Origin of the sequence: Sorangium aterium, assembly GCF_028368935.1 — a bacterium.
Lineage (GTDB): Bacteria > Myxococcota_A > Polyangia > Polyangiales > Polyangiaceae > Sorangium > Sorangium atrum.
In genome coordinates this window covers 1,452,064-1,468,101 of sequence record NZ_JAQNDK010000004.1, presented here as the reverse complement: position 1 = coordinate 1,468,101, position 16,038 = coordinate 1,452,064, and the positions used below count along the sequence as shown (strand labels likewise).

The window sequence follows — 16,038 nt, the reverse complement described above, 5'->3', positions numbered from 1 at the left end:
GGCAGGTTGCAGACACGTTCTACTTCGACTCCACAGCGATAGCATGACAACTAAGCACTGGCTCAAGGGTGAACTGGCAGACTCGCTGAAACGCCTATTGCAGGACGCAACAGGGGCCACGGTTCAAGTCCTGGACGCAGCAGCCACGACGCAAGAATGGAATCGTTGCCGAACCTCCGACGACGCTCAACCACGGCTAGTCACCAACGAAGACACGTTATTGATCTTCCTATACAAGCCGCGTGTGCGGCGCGTTGCCCACGCGCTTCGAGTCACGTTTCCTTCCGCGCCGATGCCCGAGGACATACAATTCTGTCGCTGTTTGCTCCACACCTTCGAAGAAGACGTCCAGAGCGCGAGAAATCAGGCACCTTGGGAGGCGCTCACGACATCAAGAATTGCCCGCGCCATAGCAGCGTATGTGCCGCTCCCCACTCCAATGGTGTCGAACTGGCTCGAGCTGGCGGAAAGCTCGATAAGCCTTACTTACGAAGGGAAGCCTGTTCGATACACAGCGCTCTTCTTGAACAGCACCAAGGATCTCGAGGCGAGGTCAGGTTCGCTCTATGTTAAGCTTTCCGAGCCGATGGACATCGAGGACGCCCTGCTTCGCCAAAAGTGGATACGCGCGGCTTTTGGTTCAAGGCCGCTTGCTCTCGTGATTGACGGCAGAAGAAAAAAGAGACGGCAGGTCACGGGATTGTTGTGCTATTCTGCTCTTCCGGCAACAGAGCCAAGATTCCCATTCGCGCCCCACGATTCGCTCCTTCCTCTGCAGAGTTTCCTTGGCTCAAGAGACATGGTCATCACTGCCTCAAGCCATGGTGACATCTTCGCGCTACTGGGCAATGGCATAGTCTTCCAGAAGAGCCAGGGAGCATGGCGTTATCTCAACTACGAGAGTGCCCAGGTCGTGCTTTCGCGCTGCTGGACCGATCACGATGCCAACATTGCGCTCAAGTGGAACTTTATTGTTGCCGTTCTTCGCTTAGCTCTGGACTTGTCGTTTCAGCGAGTCGGCGCGTTAATAGTGATACTAGATCGACACGAGGACTTGAATAGTCTCGTTCCAGACAACGCTGACCCACACAGGCCCAGTCGTGCTCTACGTGAAAGCATCGTGGGGCTCAGTATCGTCGACTGGACCGCACGACAGGTAATTGCCGGAGTTGCCTCCGTCGATGGCGCGACTGTGCTGTCAAGGAACGGCCAGGTTCTCGACGCAGCCGCCATGGTGGCGCGTCCATCGCGCGAAGCACTCCAGGCGGTCGTTGGGGCGGATGTAGGGAGAACTTTCGAGGGCGCTCGATCCACCGCCGCATGGAATGCATCGATCTTTGGCACAAGCCTGAAGATTTCGGAAGATGGTCCAATCACCATCTACCGGCACGGGAAACGGATTCTCCACCTCGGGATAGCTGGATGATGGACATGGGACGCCGGAAACTGCCCAACTACGTGTTGCACGTCGACGGCGGGGGATACCCCGCCGCGGCTGAACACGGCGTTGGTCCGAAAGAAGACAAAAGCTGGACTCTGCCGCGGCAGTGGATCTGGAAATTCTCATGACGACGCTGCAGGAGCTCCTTGGAATCGATCTTCCAATCATCCAGGCCCCCATGGCCGGCGTGCAGGGCAGCGCGCTCGCGGTCGCGGTCTCCAACGCGGGCGGGCTCGGTTCGCTGCCCGGCGCCGTGCTGGGCCCGGACGCCCTGCGCAAGGAGCTGGCAGCCATCCGAGCGCAGACCGCGAAGCCGTTCAACGTGAACTTCTTCTGTCACACGCGGCCCGAGCCCGACGCCGAGCGAGAAGCGATCTGGCGTGCCCGGCTGCTGCCGTACTTCGCTGAGCTCGGCGTCGACGCAAGCGCCATCCCGACGGGCCCCGGCCGATTGCCCTTCAGCGAGGAGGCCGCTGATGTGCTCGAGGAGCTCAGGCCTGCTGTGGTGAGCTTTCACTTCGGCCTGCCCTCGGAGGCTTTGCTCTCGCGGGTGCGCCGCTCGGGCGCGAAGATCCTGTCCTCTGCGACGACGGTCGACGAGGCGCGCTGGCTCGAGGCACGCGGCGTCGATGCGGTCATCGCCCAAGGCATCGAGGCGGGCGGTCATCGCGGCAGATTCCTGTCCGACGATCTCAGCGTCCAGCTCGGCACCTTCGCGCTGGTGCCCCAGATCGTGGACGCCGTGAAGATCCCCGTCATCGCCGCGGGCGGCATCGCGGACGCGAGGGGTGTTGCGGCCGCCATGGCCCTCGGTGCGGCCGGCGTACAGATCGCGAGGGCGTACCTGTTGTGCCCAGAGGCCACCACCAGCAGGGTGCATCGCGCGGCCCTCGAGAGCGACGCAGCCAGCACCACGGCGCTCACCAACCTGTTCACCGGGCGACCCGCTCGGGGCATCGCGAACCGCCCTATGAGGGAGCTGGGGCCGATGAGCGGCGCCGTGCCAGCTTTTCCCTTGGCGACGTCGGCCATCGCACCCCTGCGGGCCAAGGCCGAAAGCCAGGGCAGCGGCGACTTCTCGCCGCTCTGGGCGGGGCAAAACGTCAGCGGATGTAAGGAAGTGCCAGCGGCCGATCTCACGCGACAATTCGCGGGTGCACTCCCAGGTGCACGCTGACGCCGCCCAGTCTGCCGATGGATCCGACGGGTGCCCGCGGCAGCCGCGGCTCATCCGCCGACGTTGGGCAGGCTAGGAAAGGAGTGCAATGGCATTGAACCGAGCCTCAGTTCAGCGGTCCAAGAGCCTGGGGGAGTTCTTCGGCGAGCTGAAGTCTTCGACCGCCAGTACGGCCGCGTCGATCGGCAGCGGAATGCTCGAGCTGTTGCCGCTCATGAAAGACGCCTGCTCGGACCGTGATGCCTGGGCGCTCACATCGCTGATGCGCCTCTGGTTGCTAGCAGCCGACGATCGATCGGCGCCCTGGCTGGTGTTGATGCGGATATCGCGCGTCGCCCAAGCGAGAATCGCCCGTGTCGCTCGACACGAGTAGAGTGGCCCCCGTCCACGATCTCGGGTAGGATGTGACGCGCGCCCTGACCGGCTGGCTCTCGGTTCCACCAGCCGATCGGAAACGCGTAGCCAGGGTTGCGGGGCGCCGCGCCGGGCTCATGGATCAGACGCAAATCCCCTTTCGCCTGGAGAGCACCGCCGATGAAAGCCAACGCCGTCCCGCTGCTCGCCATCTTCGAGAAGAAGATGCGCCTTGAGGTTCCCCTCTTCCAGCGGCAATACGTTTGGAGCCAAGACGACCAGTGGGTGTTCCTCTGGGAGGACATCTGCCGGAAATTCACCGAATACCTCGAGGGGAGGAAGGACGCGCCGGTCCACTTCCTCGGGGCGATGGTGCTCGACCAGAAGCAGACGCCGACCACGCACGTCGAGAAGCGGCAGGTCATCGACGGGCAGCAGCGGCTCACGACGCTGCAGATCTTCCTCGCGGCCTTCCGTGACCTATGTCGCGAGAGCACGTGCGAGGAACTCGCCAAGGAGTGCGATTCCTTCACCCTGAACAAGGGAATGATGGCCGAGCCCGACGCCGACCGGTTCAAAGTTTGGCCTACCCTGCTCGATCGTCAGCAGTTCAAGGACGTTATTGGCGCGGGCTCCCGTGCCGCGCTTGAGGAGAAGCACCCGCGGCAACGGCGCAAGTACCAGCGGCACGACGACCCGCGTCCGCGCATGGTCGAGGCTTACTTGTATTTCCACGATCAGCTGCGCGAATTCTTCTTCGGGACAGAGGGGGAGCCGCCGATCGCCGCCGATCAACCACTCGCGGTGCGAGTCGAGGAGTGCTTCCAGGCCCTCAAGAACGCGCTGCAGGTGGTCGTGATCGACCTCGAGGGTGGGGACGATGCGCAGGTCATTTTCGAGACGCTGAACGCCCGCGGGGAGCCGCTCCTGCCCGCCGATCTGCTAAGGAACTTCATCTTCCTACGGGCAGCGCGCCAGGGCGAGTCGCAGGAGGCGCTCTACGAGGAGTATTGGCGCAGGTTCGACGACGACTTTTGGCGCCAAGAGGTCAAGCAGGGGCGCCTGCTCCGGCCGCGCAGCGACCTTTTCATGCAGCACTTCCTGGCCAGCCGCCAGACCGCGGATATCCCGATCACGCACCTGTTCGTCGAGTACAAGTTCTGGATCGAGCGGAAGAGGCCCTACGCCACAGTGCGTGAAGAGCTGGCGACGCTGGCTCGCCAGGGTGACGACTTCCGGCGGATCATTGATCCGAAGAAGGACGACATCCTCTTCCCGCTAACGTCGTTCCTCGAGGCGTTCGACATCCGGACCGCCTATCCGCTGCTGCTCCACCTCCTCGATGCCCGGACGACCGATATGCACTGGCGGCAGATCACCGTCCTGCTCGAGTCGTATCTGTTGCGACGGGCGGTGTGTGGCCTAAACACCAAGAACTACAACCGTGTCTTCCTTACACTGACCCGGAGCTTGCGTCGGGATGGGACCACGCCGGAAAGCGTTCGCAAGCACCTGGCCGAGCTCTCCGGGGAGTCGACCGGGTGGCCGTCCGATGAAGAGTTCCGGACGGCCTGGCAGGAGCGCGCCACATACCAGACGTTGGCCCAGCCCCGGGTTGTACACATCCTCCGGCGCCTGAGTGACGCGCTGCTGAGCGGCAAGAGTGAACGAATCAGCATCGATGGACCGCTTACCATCGAGCACATCCTCCCGCAAAGCTGGATCGAGCACTGGCCCCTGGCAGATGGGACCGCGGGGATGACCTCCGATGAGCTCGTCAGTAGCGATGCAACGGATCCTCGAGCCGTCGCGACCCGCCGCAGAAGCGCCGCGATTCACACCCTCGGAAACCTGACGATCCTCACGCAGGCGTTGAACTCGACAGTCTCGAATAGCGCATGGAAGGTCAAGAAACCGGAACTCCTGGTCTCCTCGTTGCTGCCGATCAACCAGCAGCTGCATACGTTCGCCACCTGGGACGAGTCCAGCATCGAGGTGCGTGGCAGGGCGCTGTTCGACGTAGCGCTGAAGCTATGGCCGGGTCCCACAGCAGCGTAGCGTTCATTCGGACAGCGGTAGGCAGCGACGCCCATGCCGAGGATAAGAGCTGACGGGCGGATGGCCGGCGACTCGCTCCGAGCCCCGCTCGTCCTTGTTCCCGAGCAACTCGCTGCACCCGACCGCGCCGGACAGCGCCTTCGAGGAGGAAGCCCGGCATGCCGCCAGCGCAGGCTTCGACGTCGGCCGCCCCGTTCGGGATCGGGCAGCGACAGTGCATCGGCAAGGAGTTCGCGCTCATGGAAGGGCAGCTCATCCTCGCCCGGCTCCTCCAGCGCTAGCGGATTAGCGCCGTGCCGGGGCGGACGACGCGGCTGCACGTCGCGACCACGCTGCGCACGTCCGGCGGCGTGTGGCTCCGGCTGGAGCCGCGCGCGGGCAGATGACCGGCGGCGCGGCCAGCTCGGCCGCGCCGACCAGCGCCGTCGCCTGCACATCCTCCGCAGGCTTGCTGCAGGCAGACAGCCTGAGGGAGGAGGCCCGAGGGCTAGGATGACAAAACGGACCGAGCAGCGCGTGGGAGCGCGTTCTTAGCCAGGCGAAAAGCGACGTCGATCAAGCCGCGGCCGTGGTACAAATTCTGGTCTCCGACAGCGAAACGGGGTGATGGATCCGACTTCGTTATTGAAGCGATAGCCCTATGCCTGTATGGCCCATCCTGCCTTCGCCGCCTCCGCAGCAAGCGGACGTGGACCGCGCCCTCGAGAGCGCGACGGCGGCGTGGCTCGTCGCGAACGATCGCCACCGCGTTCGCGTCCCTCGTTCCGAGCTCGACACGCTTCGCCCGCTGCTTCGCCTCCGCGGGAATACGCCTCCGCACGGCGAGGGCGCACCTCTAGAAGAGGACACGCTGGGGCCGATCACGGTGGAGCTCGAGCGCCATGGGCGGCCAATCGCCGCGCTGCGCGTGGGTGCTGACCTATCGATCCAGCTTGCGTGGGATACCGCCGCGCAAGTGGACGCGCCTGCCGCGCTCCGCGCCTGGCTCACCGCGCACGGTGTAGCCGCAGCGCGCCCCGAGCCAGGACGCGGCGAAGCGCCCGCAAGCTTGGCGTCAGGAGGTGCGCTCGTTCCTCCGGGGACAACCCTCGTTGCCGCAACGTCGTCGTCCTATCGCCGCCTTTGCACGGATGGCAGCCGGGTTTTCGCCATCGACGGCTGGAGGCTCGTGCGGCTGAAGAAGGACCACGGGGTCGTTGAGGTGTGCCCCGTCTTCAGGCCAGACACACCTATCGCGATCCGCCATCGCGCGGTGCTCTTGCTCGACCCGAGCGGCAGGCGCTGCATTGTGACGGAAGAGGGTGAGTCTCGCCCAGACCTGCGACCGCTCTGTGGCCTGCCGGCGTTACGCCTTCGCCATGCGCTGCCACGCTTCATGGAGGCGCGCGACGCGGCCCTCGCCCGCCTCGTCCCGAACGACGCCGACCTGCTCCCGCTCGACCCCGGCCACGACGCCTGCGACGCCTACGAGGCGTTCGGCGGCCCGCTGCCGGCCGCCCTGCGGCTGCGCTCGTTCTGGGGCTGCGACGTTCCTCGCGGGCTCCTGCACGAGGTGCCGAAGCGCGGCTCTCCCCGGAACGTCGCGCTCGGCGGCCGCCCTGTCTGGCTGGGCGCGACCGAACCGGGTGTGCTCGTCGTCGTGGCGCGCGCTGACGGCGAGGTGGCCGTGCTCGCGGTCGACGAGGGCGGCCCGGCCCGCTCGCTGGGCGGGTTCCGCGGCCGGGCGGACGACGTGCTCGCCGTGCTGCGCGTGGGCGGCGAGGCGTGGCTCCACCTCGCTGCGCCGCTCGGCGACATCGTCGTGGCGCTGGAGGGTACCGCCGGCGCATGACACCGCTGCAGGGGCACCTCTACCGCGGCACGGTCAGCGCCCCGCGCGCCGGCGACGATCGATGAGCGCGGTCACGATCGGGAACAGCGGCAGCGCCATCAGCACGTAGAACCCCGGCTCGTCGAACGCGGGCCCGCGCGGCCGGTAGATGCCGCCGCTGAGCAGACACGTCGCGAGGTACGCCACCAGGATGGCCGCCCCGCACAGGCTCCACAGCTGCAGATCGATCGGCGCTGGTGACGAGGCACGCGCGGCCCGCGGCGTGGCGTCCGGCGCGTCGAGGACGCCGCGCCACCGCTCGACGTCCCACAGCGCCAGCCCGACCAGGCCCGCGAACATCAGCGTGACGACCGTCGCCGTCGGGACGACCGCCGTGCTCCAGCAGAACGCCAGGATCGCGCCCGTCACCGGCAGCGCCATGAATGCGCCGGCCGTCGCGAACCGCTGCGTCATGAGCAGCGTCGCGGCCACCAGCTGGACCACGCCCACGAACGTGTAGAAGTGCCCGGTCGCGTGGAACGCGTGCAAGAACTCGTGGAACGGGCCGCGATTGGCCGGATCCGTGAACGGCTCGCCGAGGATCTTCTTCAGCCCCGCCGGCAGGAACGCGAAGCCGATCAGGATGCGCAGGTTCACCACGGCGAGGTGCGCCCACCGGCGCTGCCGGAACCAGGCGACCATCGCCTCGATGCGGTCCATCACGGAGTCCACGGGCCGCGCAGTGTAGTCGCGCCGCGCGCGCCGCGGATCTGAAACCGTGGAGCTCTCGGCCGTGTCACGCCCAGTGATGACCGCCCCGCCCCGCAGGAGAAGCCCTCGTCTGGGCTCTGCGCGCAGGAGGGGAAAAGGAATTCCAAACGTTTCGGAAACGTCAAGCCCCAACTGCGCGACCTGGCGCGGGTGGAGAGAACATTCTTTTTGTCGAGTAGCCCCGGCGGACCACTCCGGGGCCCTCACCAGAATCGGACAAGGGAATTGCCACCATCCGGCTGTTCCACTGCTGTGTCTCGCGGTTAGGTCCCCCAGATCCGGACCTCGATCCGAGGACGTGGGAGGGGGAAGCCCCGAAACAGCTCGCCAAAACCCGTTTTGATGAGTGAAGGAACGTCCATACGGGGCCACGCCCATGGCGAAGGTCGGGCGGTTACGAGCTTCCCCTCGATGGATAGCCAGCACGCCAACGTGGTACAGGTGCGGAACGGTTTCGGGCGCTGTCTGGTGGCTGCAGGCGCCATTGGCTGGTGGCTGCAGCCTCCGCGTTCACCAGCCTCCCTCCATGGCGCGCGCTCCGAACGCCGCCCAGCCGCGCTCGCAGGCGAAAGCATCCTTGCGCATCGACGTGCGCTCTCGGGCACGCCGTTTGCCTACCTCAGCACAGACCCGTATCGAGCTGCAGAGCCCTCCCTGTCCGGTCTGGACGGGGCGGCCAACGCGGCATGCTGGCCCCAGAACCCGCCACCCGGGGAGGACTACCATGTATCGACGTCATCGGTTGCTGTTGTGCCTCATGAGCTGTGCTCTTTCTTCGGCCGCCTGCGTGATCGAGCCCATCGATCAAGCGGGTACCGAGGGGAGCGATACAGATCCCGGGCCTGTGCTGCTGGAGCAATCCGCCGGAGGAGTATCGACGGGCGGCAGCGGTTTTCCCGTTTGTGTCGCGATGGGGGTACCCACCCCGGATCTCACGTTCATCACCGAGTCCGGTCCATACTGTGACCACAGTGATTGGCTGTCATCCCCGGCCGGCGCTACCCGCTACACAGTGAAGTTCGTTCCTAGCCCCAGCAGCGATCCTGTAAACTGCAACGACACCTTCAGAATCGTCCTCAGGAGCGTAAAATCCATGTCTCCATCGGAGTGCGCGACCGCGACCGGCCAGCTGAATATCTGGAAGAAGGGCTCATCCGGCTGCTGGTATCTTGCTAGCGCGATACCGAAGCTTGGCAGCTACAACGACAACAACGGTCTTTGCGGCTTCGTAGCCTTGTACAATGCCCCCGCGGACACGCCGGCCATCATCGCGTCGGCATCGGCGAGCTCCTCGTCGGGACCCATGCCGCTCGAGCTGATCTCGGATTGGAATTAAATTGGCAGAGGTTGGCAGAGGAACGACTGGTGCATCGTGCAGGTGAGCAGGTGCCGTCCAACTCGGCGTTGCTACCGATGGGCCCTTCGCGTACGCTGAGGTCCCACGGCCGAACGCTCTCTGTTGGGCGAAAAAGGACAAAAGCCGGACTCTGCCTCGGCCGTGGATCTGGAGATTCTCATGACGACGCTGCAGGAGCTCCTTGGAATCGATTTCCCAATCATCCAGGCACCCATGGCGGGCGTGCAGGGCAGCGCGCTCGCGGTCGCGGTCTCCAGCGCTGGTGGGCTCGGTTCGCTGCCCGGCGCCGTGCTGGGCCCGGACGGCCTGCGCAAGGAGCTGGCAGCCATCCGAGCGCAGACGACGAAGCCGTTCAACGTGAACTTCTTCTGTCACATGCAGTCCGAGCCCGACGCCGAGCGAGAAGCGAGCTGGCGTGCCCGGCTCTCGCCGTACTTCGCCGAGCTCGGCGTCGATGCGAGCGCGATCCCGACCGGCCCCGGCCGATTGCCCTTCAGCGATGAGGCCGCTGACGTGCTCGACGAGTTCAGCCCTGCTGTTGTGAGCTTTCACTTCGGCCTGCCCTCGGAGGCTTTGCTCTCGCGGGTGCGCCGCTGGAGCGCGAAGATCCTGTCCTCTGCGACGACGGTCGACGAGGCGCGCTGGCTGGAGGCGCGCGGCGTCGACGCGGTCATCGCCCAGGGCATCGAGGCGGGCGGTCATCGCGGCAGCTTCCTGTCCGACGATCTCAGCGTCCAGCTCGGCACCTTCGCGCTGGTGCCGCAGATCGTGGACGCCGTGAAGATCCCCGTCATCGCCGCGGGCGGCATCGCGGACGCGAGGGGCGTTGCGGCCGCCATGGCCCTCGGTGCGGCCGGCGCACAGATCGGGACGGCCTACCTGTTGTGCCCCGAGGCCACCACGAGCAGGGTGCATCGCGCGGCCCTCGAGAGCGACGCAGCCCGCACCACGGCGCTCACCAACCTGTTCACCGGGCGACCCGCTCGGGGCATCGTGAACCGCTTCATGAGGGAGCTTGGGCCGATGAGCGGCGCCGTGCCAGCTTTTCCCTTGGCGACGTCGGCCATCGCGCCCCTGCGCGCCAAGGCCGAAAGCCAGGGCAGCGGCGACTTCTCGCCGCTCTGGGCGGGGCAAAACGCCAGCGGGTGTAAGGCAGTGCCAGCGGCCGATCTCACGCGACGACTCGCGGGTGCCCTCCCGGGTGCACGCTGACGCCGACCAACCTGCCGGTAGATCCGACGGGTGCCTGTGGCGCCGGCGGCTCATCGGCCGACGTTCGACAAATGGGCTCGGCGCTTGACGAGCTCTGCTCGATGACGCTGACAGGCATAAGCAACGGCTCCCCTAAGCCAGGGCTCCGCACCGCCGGCGCACGGGGCGGATCTGCTACGGGTCGTGCGCCGGGCCGTGCGGCCCTCGGGCGTGGAGCGGCTTCAGCCGCCCGAGGCGTGCGGAGCTTGAGGCGACGGCGGAGGGATGGCATGCTCTCCGTGCCGACGTCGGACGGAGAACCTCATGGAAAGGCGAACCCTCGAACAGCTTGAGGCGGCGCTCGATGCCGTCAGCAGAGACCTCGCCCCACGCGTCGAGGAGCTCGCTCGGAAGAGCACCGAAGGCGCGCTCACCCCGGAGGAGCAAAGGGAGTACGCAGAGATCGTCCGCTTGAACGACAGGCTTAGCCTCCTCAAGCTCGAGGCCGAGGAGTTCTGGACGATGCGCGCGGCTTCGTGAAGCTCTCGAACGATGTGCGGGAGACGGTGCAGCGACGCGCCCAGGGCGCATGTGAGTACTGCCGGCTTCCTCAAGAAGCTTCAATCCTTCCCCATCAAGTCGACCACATCATCGGGAGGCAGCATCGTGGCTCCGACGATGTTGCCAATCTGTGTCTCTGCTGCATCCATTGCAATTTAAAGAAGGGGCCTAATATCGCCTCCATCGATCCAGAGACTGGGATCCTCGTGGCGCTGTATCACCCCAGGTGTCACTCTTGGCGCGAGCACTTCACGGTCGCGATCGAGGGTACCATTCAAGGGCTGACGGCCGAGGGGCGCGCCACAGTCCAGCTCCTGGACATGAATGGTGAGGACCGAGTTCGCCTGCGTGCGTTGCTATTGCGCCGAAGCCGGCACCCGTGAGGGGGCGCGGCGACGCGTGACGTAAACGATGCTGGCGCCGACGGCGCTCCGCGCGGCGACACGCCGGCAAGACGTTGGTCGGGCAAGAGAAAGGCAAGGGGGTGAAAGGCTCCTCCTCGTGTATCCTGCCGCGACCATATGCTGCACCTTCTCCCCCGCGAGGCTCTCCAGCACCCTCCTCTATGCCGGCGATGCGCAGTGGAACGGCCTTTACGTCCACGTCCTCGCCTACCAGAACACGGCGTCGACCTCCGGCCCGAACGCCATGATCCTGCCGATCCCGGCCACGCGGCTCGGCCCGCAGAACGCGGTCGACACGCGCCCGTTCCGTACCTTCCTCGAGGACGTCCGCCAGGCGACGCGCCGGCCGATCCCGCCAAGCTACGGCCCGCCGCTGTTCGCCGCGGTCCCGGATGAGCAACGGCGATTTCTGGGCGCGGCGCGACCAGTTCGGCGGGCCGGCGCTGCGTTGCGTGCCGGGCGACAGGGCGGGCGCGCCGCTGGTCGTGCCCGTGAGCGGCGGCGCCGCGGCCTCGCGCCGCTCGCACCTCTCAGCGGAACTGCTCGAAGATCGGCCCGCAGCAGCGAAGGGCGAGGTCGCACGGCGGGCCGACGTCCTGACAGGCGCCCACCGTCGTGTAGTTGACGAGGCAATCGCAGCTGATGTCGGGGCCGCCTCTGACCGGCGCGCAGCTGACGGAGAGGTCCATGCCTGGGCACGAGCCCTCGCAACCGCAGACCCTGTCGCCGCCGACTGGGCACTCGAGCACCCCCGCCCCGCAGGGAGGAGCGGACGCACACTCCAGGTACGGCTCCAGGACCAGCTCGCACGCGGGCGGAGGGAAATCGCAGCTCAATGTGAGCACCGCGCAATCGAAGAACTGGATGAGCAGGTCGTTGCACGCGGACGCCGCGGACCGGTGCGCCTCACAGAAGTCGCGGCAGGCGCCCGGTGCCACCCCGCACGTCAACTCGAAGAGCTCGCAGTGCTCAAGGCACGTCGACCTCAAGTCGCCGCCGCCCACCCCGGTGGAGCCCACCGCCGCCGAGATGGCCGTCGAGCCCGCGCTGGTCACGCCGACGCCGACCGCGCTGGTGCTGGTGCTGGTGCTGGTGCTTGTCGCGCCGGCGCCTCCTGACCCGTCGGGCATCTCGTCGACGACGACGTTTCCACCGCAGGCGCTCCCCCAGGCCAGGGCCGCGAGCGGAGCGATGCGCATCCTGAGCAGCGTCATTCCCATGGCGCGAAACTAGCCCGACGCGGGCACGGGCACGAGCGCCGCGAGGCGTCTCGCGCGTCGCGCGCGGCTTTGCGATAGAGAGCCGCCGCGTGGCGGGTAGGAAACCGCCTGCGAGTGCGAGCTGGGTGCTCGCGTCGAGCGCGGAGGGCGAGTTGAACATCGCGCGGTCCGCGCGGTCATTGCCCGATCTACACCCTCATGACGACCTTCGCGCCGTCGGATAGAGTCGGCGAGATGCTCTCGGCCCCGCTCGTCCTGCTCCCGAGCAACCCGCTGCACCCGACCGCGCCGGACAGCGCCTTCGAGGAGGAAGCCCGGCATGCCGCCAGCGCGGGCTTCGACATCGGCCTCATCGACCTCGAGGTGTTTCTCGGCGGCGACGTGAAGCTCCGCCGGGTGCCGGAAGGCCCGGGCGAGGTGATCTACCGCGGCTGGCTCCTGGGCCTCGATGCTTATCAATGCATGAGCGAGGTCGTCGCCGCGCGTGGCCGACGGTTGATCACCGAGCCGGCGGCGTACCGGCACTGCTATCATCTGCCGGAGTGGTACGAGGCGATCGGCGGCGCCGAGCACACCGCACGATCGATCTGGATCCCGGGCTCAATGTTCGACCTCGAAGCCGTCGTCGTTCACGTGCGAGAGGCGTTCGGATCGGGCGCCGTGATCCTCAAGGACTATGTGAAGTCCCGCAAGCACGAATGGTTCGACGCCTGCTTCATCCCGGCGGCGGACGACGAGGCCAACGTGCGGCGCGTCGTGGGGAACTTCCTTCGCCTCCAGGACGACCACGTCGTCGGTGGGCTCGTCTTCCGGGAGTTCGTCGAGCTGCGGCGCATCGGGCTGCACCCGAAGAGCAGGCTGCCGCTGGTGAACGAGCATCGCTTCTTCGTGCTCGACGGCCGGCCGTTCTACGCGGCACCGTACTGGGCCGACGGTGACTATCCGGGCGAACCGCCGAGCGCCGATGTCCTCGCGCCCATTCTCGGCCGCGTGCGCGGTCGTTTCTACGCGGCCGATGTCGCCGAGAAGGAAGGGGGCGGCTGGATGCTGGTGGAGCTGAACGATGGCGGGTCGGCGGCCATCCCCGAGGGTGGGGCCGCGGACGCGTTCTACCGGAACCTGCACGCGGCGCTCGGCTGAGGAGCGTCTCATCGCTCGATCCGAGCGGTCCGCCGCGCGCCGAGCGGTCCGCCGCGCGCTGCCACCCAGCTCGCGCCCTGAGCGGGCCGTCGCCGGAGGGGGCGCTCACGCGAGCTCCGGCGCGCGGCGGCTTGCCCGCGGGGCGCGGCGGCGCAATGGGTGTCGGCCATGGCGCAAGAGACAGCGTTCGCCCTGTGGCTCCTCCCCGGCGGAGCGCCGGCCGCGCGGCTCGAGGAGCTCATCGAGGCGCTCGCCCGGGAGACCGGGGGCCCGGCGTTCGCGCCTCACCTCACCCTGCTCGGCGGGCTGCGCGGCGACGCCGGTGCGCTGGCCGCGAAGCTCGGCAGGCTGCGCGGCGACGCCGGCGCGCTCCGCCCCGTCGCGCTCGAGGCGCGGGGCCCCGCCACCGGCAGCACCCGACACCAGTGCGTGTTCCTCGACGTGGCGCCGTCCGAGCCGCTCGCGGCGCTGCGCCGCGCGGCCGAGGCCGCGCTCGGCGCGAACGAGGCCCCCTTTCGGCCGCACGTGAGCCTCGTGTACGGCGAGCTGCCGGCGGCGCGCCGCCAGGAGCTCGCCGCGGATCCTCGGGTGCGTGCGCTCGCCCACGACACGTGGTGGGCCGACCGGCTGGAGCTGTGGACCGTGGAGGGGCAGACCGAGCGCTGGCGCTGCGTCGAGGGCGTCGCGCTGGAACGCCGGTGAGATCTCGCCGGCGCAGGTGTCATGCCTGCCCACCAAGCGCCCGGACGCACGGTTCCGCCGCAGCGGAAGCCTCCGCGATGGTTTTCCGCCCTCCACGCAGAGCGCGGCTCGCCGAAGTATGTGATCTCGTGGATCTCGGCTAGCCTGGGGCGCATGGCGATGGCTCCCGTTGCTGTGGGCGACGTTCTCGCGGGCAAGTACCGCGTGGAGCAGATCGTTGGCGCCGGTGCGATGGGCACGATCGTCGCCGCGTGGCACCTGGAGCTCGAGCAGCGGGTCGCGATGAAGTTCCTGCACTCGCTGCGGCCGGACGGCGGCGACCCGACGGAGCGGTTCCGGCGCGAGGCGCGCGCGCTGGCCAGGATCAAGAGCGAGCACGTGGCGCGCGTCCTGGATGTCGGCTCGCTGGAGGGCGGGATGCCCTACATGGTGATGGAGTTCCTGGAGGGGAACGACCTCGCCCACGAGATACGCGCGCGCGGTCCGCTGCCCGTGGTGGAGGCCGTCGCGTACATGCTCCAGGCCCTCGACGCGATGGCCGAGGCGCACGCCGCGGGGATCGTTCACCGCGATCTCAAGCCGGCCAACCTGTTCCTCTCGCTCCGGCCCGACGGCGACCGGGTCATCAAGGTCCTCGACTTCGGTATCTCGAAGTCGCTGCTCGGCATATCGCGCGATCAGGTGGCGCTGACCCAGACAGCGTCGCTCCTCGGGTCGCCGCTCTACATGTCTCCCGAGCAGGTGCGCTCCGCGCGGGACGTGGATATGCGCGCGGATATCTGGTCTCTCGGCGTCATCCTGTACGAGATGCTGACCGGGCGGACTCCGTACGACGGCGACTCCGTCGCTCAGCTCTTCCACGCGCTGCTCTACGAGAACGCTGCCCCGGTCGCCCAGCTGCGCCCCGACGTCCCGCGCGAGCTGGACGCCGTGGTGATGCACTGCCTCGCGAAGGACCGCGACCAGCGGTGGAGGAACGTCGGCGATCTGGCCGCCGCGCTGCTCCCGTTCGGCCCGGCCACGGGCCACATGCACGTCGACAGGGCGCGCCGCGTGCTCGGCAGCTCCTCGGACATCGCACGGCCGTCGATCCTCCAGACGGGCGTGCCGAGCGGGGGCGCTCAGGGCGCCGGATCGCGCCCGTCGATACCGCACGGGGGCCCGCCCTTCGCGCCGGGCACGCCGTCTTCGCCGTCCTTCGCGCCGGCCTCGCCGTCCTTCGCGCCCGGCACGCCGTCCTCGCCCTCCTTCGCGCCCGGCACGCCGTCCTTCGTGCCGGCCTCGCCGACCGCGCCCAACGCGGAGACGGGGCCCACGGTCAACTCGTGGAGCAACTCGGGCCATCCGGTGCGAACGGTCCGCAACGGGGCGCGTGTCGCCCTGGCCATCGCCGTCGGCGCCTTGCTGGCGGGGGCCTCGCTCGGCGCCCTGTTCTTCCTGCGCTCCGGGCTCGCCACCGACCAGGGACAGCCCCCCGCAGCCGCGGCTGCGCCCACCGCCGAGGCCACGGCGGCGCCGAGCGCCGAGGCCACGGCGAAGGGCGACGCGCACGAGGCTCCCGGCGCCACCGGCGCCGCGCCCGATGTGGCCGGCGGTTCGCCAGCCCCGACCGCGCCGGCGGCCTCTTCCAGCGCGCCCGCGCCGCCGCCGGCGGCGTCCTCCAGCCCAGCGGCGCACCTTTCCGCGCCGCCCGCGCAGACGGGCGCTCCGCGGGCGACCGCCACGGCCCGGCCCGTCGAGCGCTCGCACCCGGGCGCGGGAGCGCGCCCGGAGCCCACGCAGGGCAACTCGATCAGCGACTTCGGCGGGCGGCGCTGAGCGTGGCGCTCGCGTCGATCCGGCGACGGCCCCC

General features: G+C 68.0%; 15 protein-coding genes. 13 read left to right on the top strand and 2 right to left on the bottom strand.

Going from position 1 to position 16,038, the window contains the following annotated elements; all coding sequences use genetic code 11:
• The first annotated feature begins 43 nt into the window (after positions 1 to 43).
• From POL72_RS37030 to POL72_RS37005, 6 genes are all read left to right on the top strand, one after another.
• Entirely contained in the window at positions 44 to 1,426 is a 1,383-nt protein-coding gene (locus tag POL72_RS37030) for a hypothetical protein (RefSeq protein ID WP_272101532.1), read from the top strand.
• 139 nt (positions 1,427 to 1,565) lie between these two features.
• On the top strand, positions 1,566 to 2,618 hold the full coding sequence (locus POL72_RS37025; protein ID WP_272101531.1) for an NAD(P)H-dependent flavin oxidoreductase: 1,053 nt from the start codon (positions 1,566 to 1,568) through the stop codon (positions 2,616 to 2,618).
• A gap of 88 nt (positions 2,619 to 2,706) precedes the next feature.
• Positions 2,707 to 2,991, top strand: coding sequence for a hypothetical protein (locus tag POL72_RS37020; protein WP_272101529.1), 285 nt, complete (start codon positions 2,707 to 2,709; stop codon positions 2,989 to 2,991).
• Between the two features lie 161 nt (positions 2,992 to 3,152).
• Complete coding sequence (locus tag POL72_RS37015) at positions 3,153 to 5,030, top strand: DUF262 domain-containing protein (protein ID WP_272101528.1); 1,878 nt, start codon at positions 3,153 to 3,155, stop codon at positions 5,028 to 5,030.
• Between the two features lie 158 nt (positions 5,031 to 5,188).
• Entirely contained in the window at positions 5,189 to 5,311 is a 123-nt protein-coding gene (locus tag POL72_RS37010; protein ID WP_272101527.1) for a cytochrome P450, read from the top strand.
• 1,094 nt (positions 5,312 to 6,405) lie between these two features.
• Complete coding sequence (locus tag POL72_RS37005; protein WP_272101526.1) at positions 6,406 to 6,861, top strand: hypothetical protein; 456 nt, start codon at positions 6,406 to 6,408, stop codon at positions 6,859 to 6,861.
• Between the two features lie 33 nt (positions 6,862 to 6,894).
• On the opposite strand, the gene POL72_RS37000 is transcribed toward POL72_RS37005, so the two are convergent.
• Entirely contained in the window at positions 6,895 to 7,560 is a 666-nt protein-coding gene (locus tag POL72_RS37000; RefSeq protein WP_272101525.1) for a hypothetical protein, read from the bottom strand.
• A 775-nt stretch (positions 7,561 to 8,335) separates the two neighbouring features.
• Here POL72_RS37000 and POL72_RS36995 point away from each other — a divergent pair.
• The 4 genes from POL72_RS36995 to POL72_RS36980 all read left to right on the top strand — a co-directional run bounded on the left by POL72_RS36995 (position 8,336) and on the right by POL72_RS36980 (position 11,103).
• Positions 8,336 to 8,947 carry a hypothetical protein gene (locus tag POL72_RS36995; protein ID WP_272101524.1) on the top strand — a complete coding sequence of 204 codons (612 nt, stop codon included), beginning with the start codon at positions 8,336 to 8,338 and terminating at the stop codon, positions 8,945 to 8,947.
• 180 nt (positions 8,948 to 9,127) lie between these two features.
• Positions 9,128 to 10,180, top strand: coding sequence for an NAD(P)H-dependent flavin oxidoreductase (locus tag POL72_RS36990; protein ID WP_272101523.1), 1,053 nt, complete (start codon positions 9,128 to 9,130; stop codon positions 10,178 to 10,180).
• A 303-nt stretch (positions 10,181 to 10,483) separates the two neighbouring features.
• A complete protein-coding gene (locus POL72_RS36985) occupies positions 10,484 to 10,699 on the top strand; it encodes a hypothetical protein (RefSeq protein ID WP_272101522.1) in 216 nt (71 codons plus the stop codon).
• Positions 10,696 to 11,103 (top strand): HNH endonuclease, encoded by a 408-nt coding sequence (locus POL72_RS36980; protein WP_272101521.1) that lies wholly within the window; start codon positions 10,696 to 10,698, stop codon positions 11,101 to 11,103. The genes POL72_RS36985 and POL72_RS36980 overlap by 4 nt, the downstream gene beginning before the upstream one ends.
• A 551-nt stretch (positions 11,104 to 11,654) precedes the next feature.
• Here POL72_RS36980 and POL72_RS36975 read toward each other — a convergent pair.
• Entirely contained in the window at positions 11,655 to 12,344 is a 690-nt protein-coding gene (locus POL72_RS36975) for a hypothetical protein (RefSeq protein ID WP_272101519.1), read from the bottom strand.
• Between the two features lie 234 nt (positions 12,345 to 12,578).
• Between POL72_RS36975 and POL72_RS36970 the strand changes: the two genes are divergently transcribed.
• The 3 genes from POL72_RS36970 (at position 12,579) to POL72_RS36960 (ending at position 16,004) form a co-directional block, all read left to right on the top strand.
• On the top strand, positions 12,579 to 13,484 hold the full coding sequence (locus tag POL72_RS36970) for an ATP-grasp domain-containing protein (protein WP_272101517.1): 906 nt from the start codon (positions 12,579 to 12,581) through the stop codon (positions 13,482 to 13,484).
• A gap of 168 nt (positions 13,485 to 13,652) precedes the next feature.
• Positions 13,653 to 14,186: a 2'-5' RNA ligase family protein gene (locus tag POL72_RS36965; protein WP_272101516.1), complete on the top strand. Its 534-nt coding sequence runs from the start codon at positions 13,653 to 13,655 to the stop codon at positions 14,184 to 14,186.
• Positions 14,187 to 14,360: 174 nt separating this feature from the next.
• Complete coding sequence (locus POL72_RS36960; RefSeq protein WP_272101515.1) at positions 14,361 to 16,004, top strand: serine/threonine-protein kinase; 1,644 nt, start codon at positions 14,361 to 14,363, stop codon at positions 16,002 to 16,004.
• Positions 16,005 to 16,038: the final 34 nt, after the last annotated feature.

Coding starts and splice junctions, on each gene's coding strand:
- POL72_RS37030 (WP_272101532.1), top strand. CDS start 44: ATGACAACTAAGCACTGGCTCAAGGGTGAACTGGCAGACTCGCTGAAA.
- POL72_RS37025 (WP_272101531.1), top strand. CDS start 1,566: ATGACGACGCTGCAGGAGCTCCTTGGAATCGATCTTCCAATCATCCAG.
- POL72_RS37020 (WP_272101529.1), top strand. CDS start 2,707: ATGGCATTGAACCGAGCCTCAGTTCAGCGGTCCAAGAGCCTGGGGGAG.
- POL72_RS37015 (WP_272101528.1), top strand. CDS start 3,153: ATGAAAGCCAACGCCGTCCCGCTGCTCGCCATCTTCGAGAAGAAGATG.
- POL72_RS37010 (WP_272101527.1), top strand. CDS start 5,189: ATGCCGCCAGCGCAGGCTTCGACGTCGGCCGCCCCGTTCGGGATCGGG.
- POL72_RS37005 (WP_272101526.1), top strand. CDS start 6,406: ATGGAGGCGCGCGACGCGGCCCTCGCCCGCCTCGTCCCGAACGACGCC.
- POL72_RS37000 (WP_272101525.1), bottom strand. CDS start 7,560: ATGGACCGCATCGAGGCGATGGTCGCCTGGTTCCGGCAGCGCCGGTGG.
- POL72_RS36995 (WP_272101524.1), top strand. CDS start 8,336: ATGTATCGACGTCATCGGTTGCTGTTGTGCCTCATGAGCTGTGCTCTT.
- POL72_RS36990 (WP_272101523.1), top strand. CDS start 9,128: ATGACGACGCTGCAGGAGCTCCTTGGAATCGATTTCCCAATCATCCAG.
- POL72_RS36985 (WP_272101522.1), top strand. CDS start 10,484: ATGGAAAGGCGAACCCTCGAACAGCTTGAGGCGGCGCTCGATGCCGTC.
- POL72_RS36975 (WP_272101519.1), bottom strand. CDS start 12,344: ATGGGAATGACGCTGCTCAGGATGCGCATCGCTCCGCTCGCGGCCCTG.
- POL72_RS36970 (WP_272101517.1), top strand. CDS start 12,579: ATGCTCTCGGCCCCGCTCGTCCTGCTCCCGAGCAACCCGCTGCACCCG.
- POL72_RS36965 (WP_272101516.1), top strand. CDS start 13,653: ATGGCGCAAGAGACAGCGTTCGCCCTGTGGCTCCTCCCCGGCGGAGCG.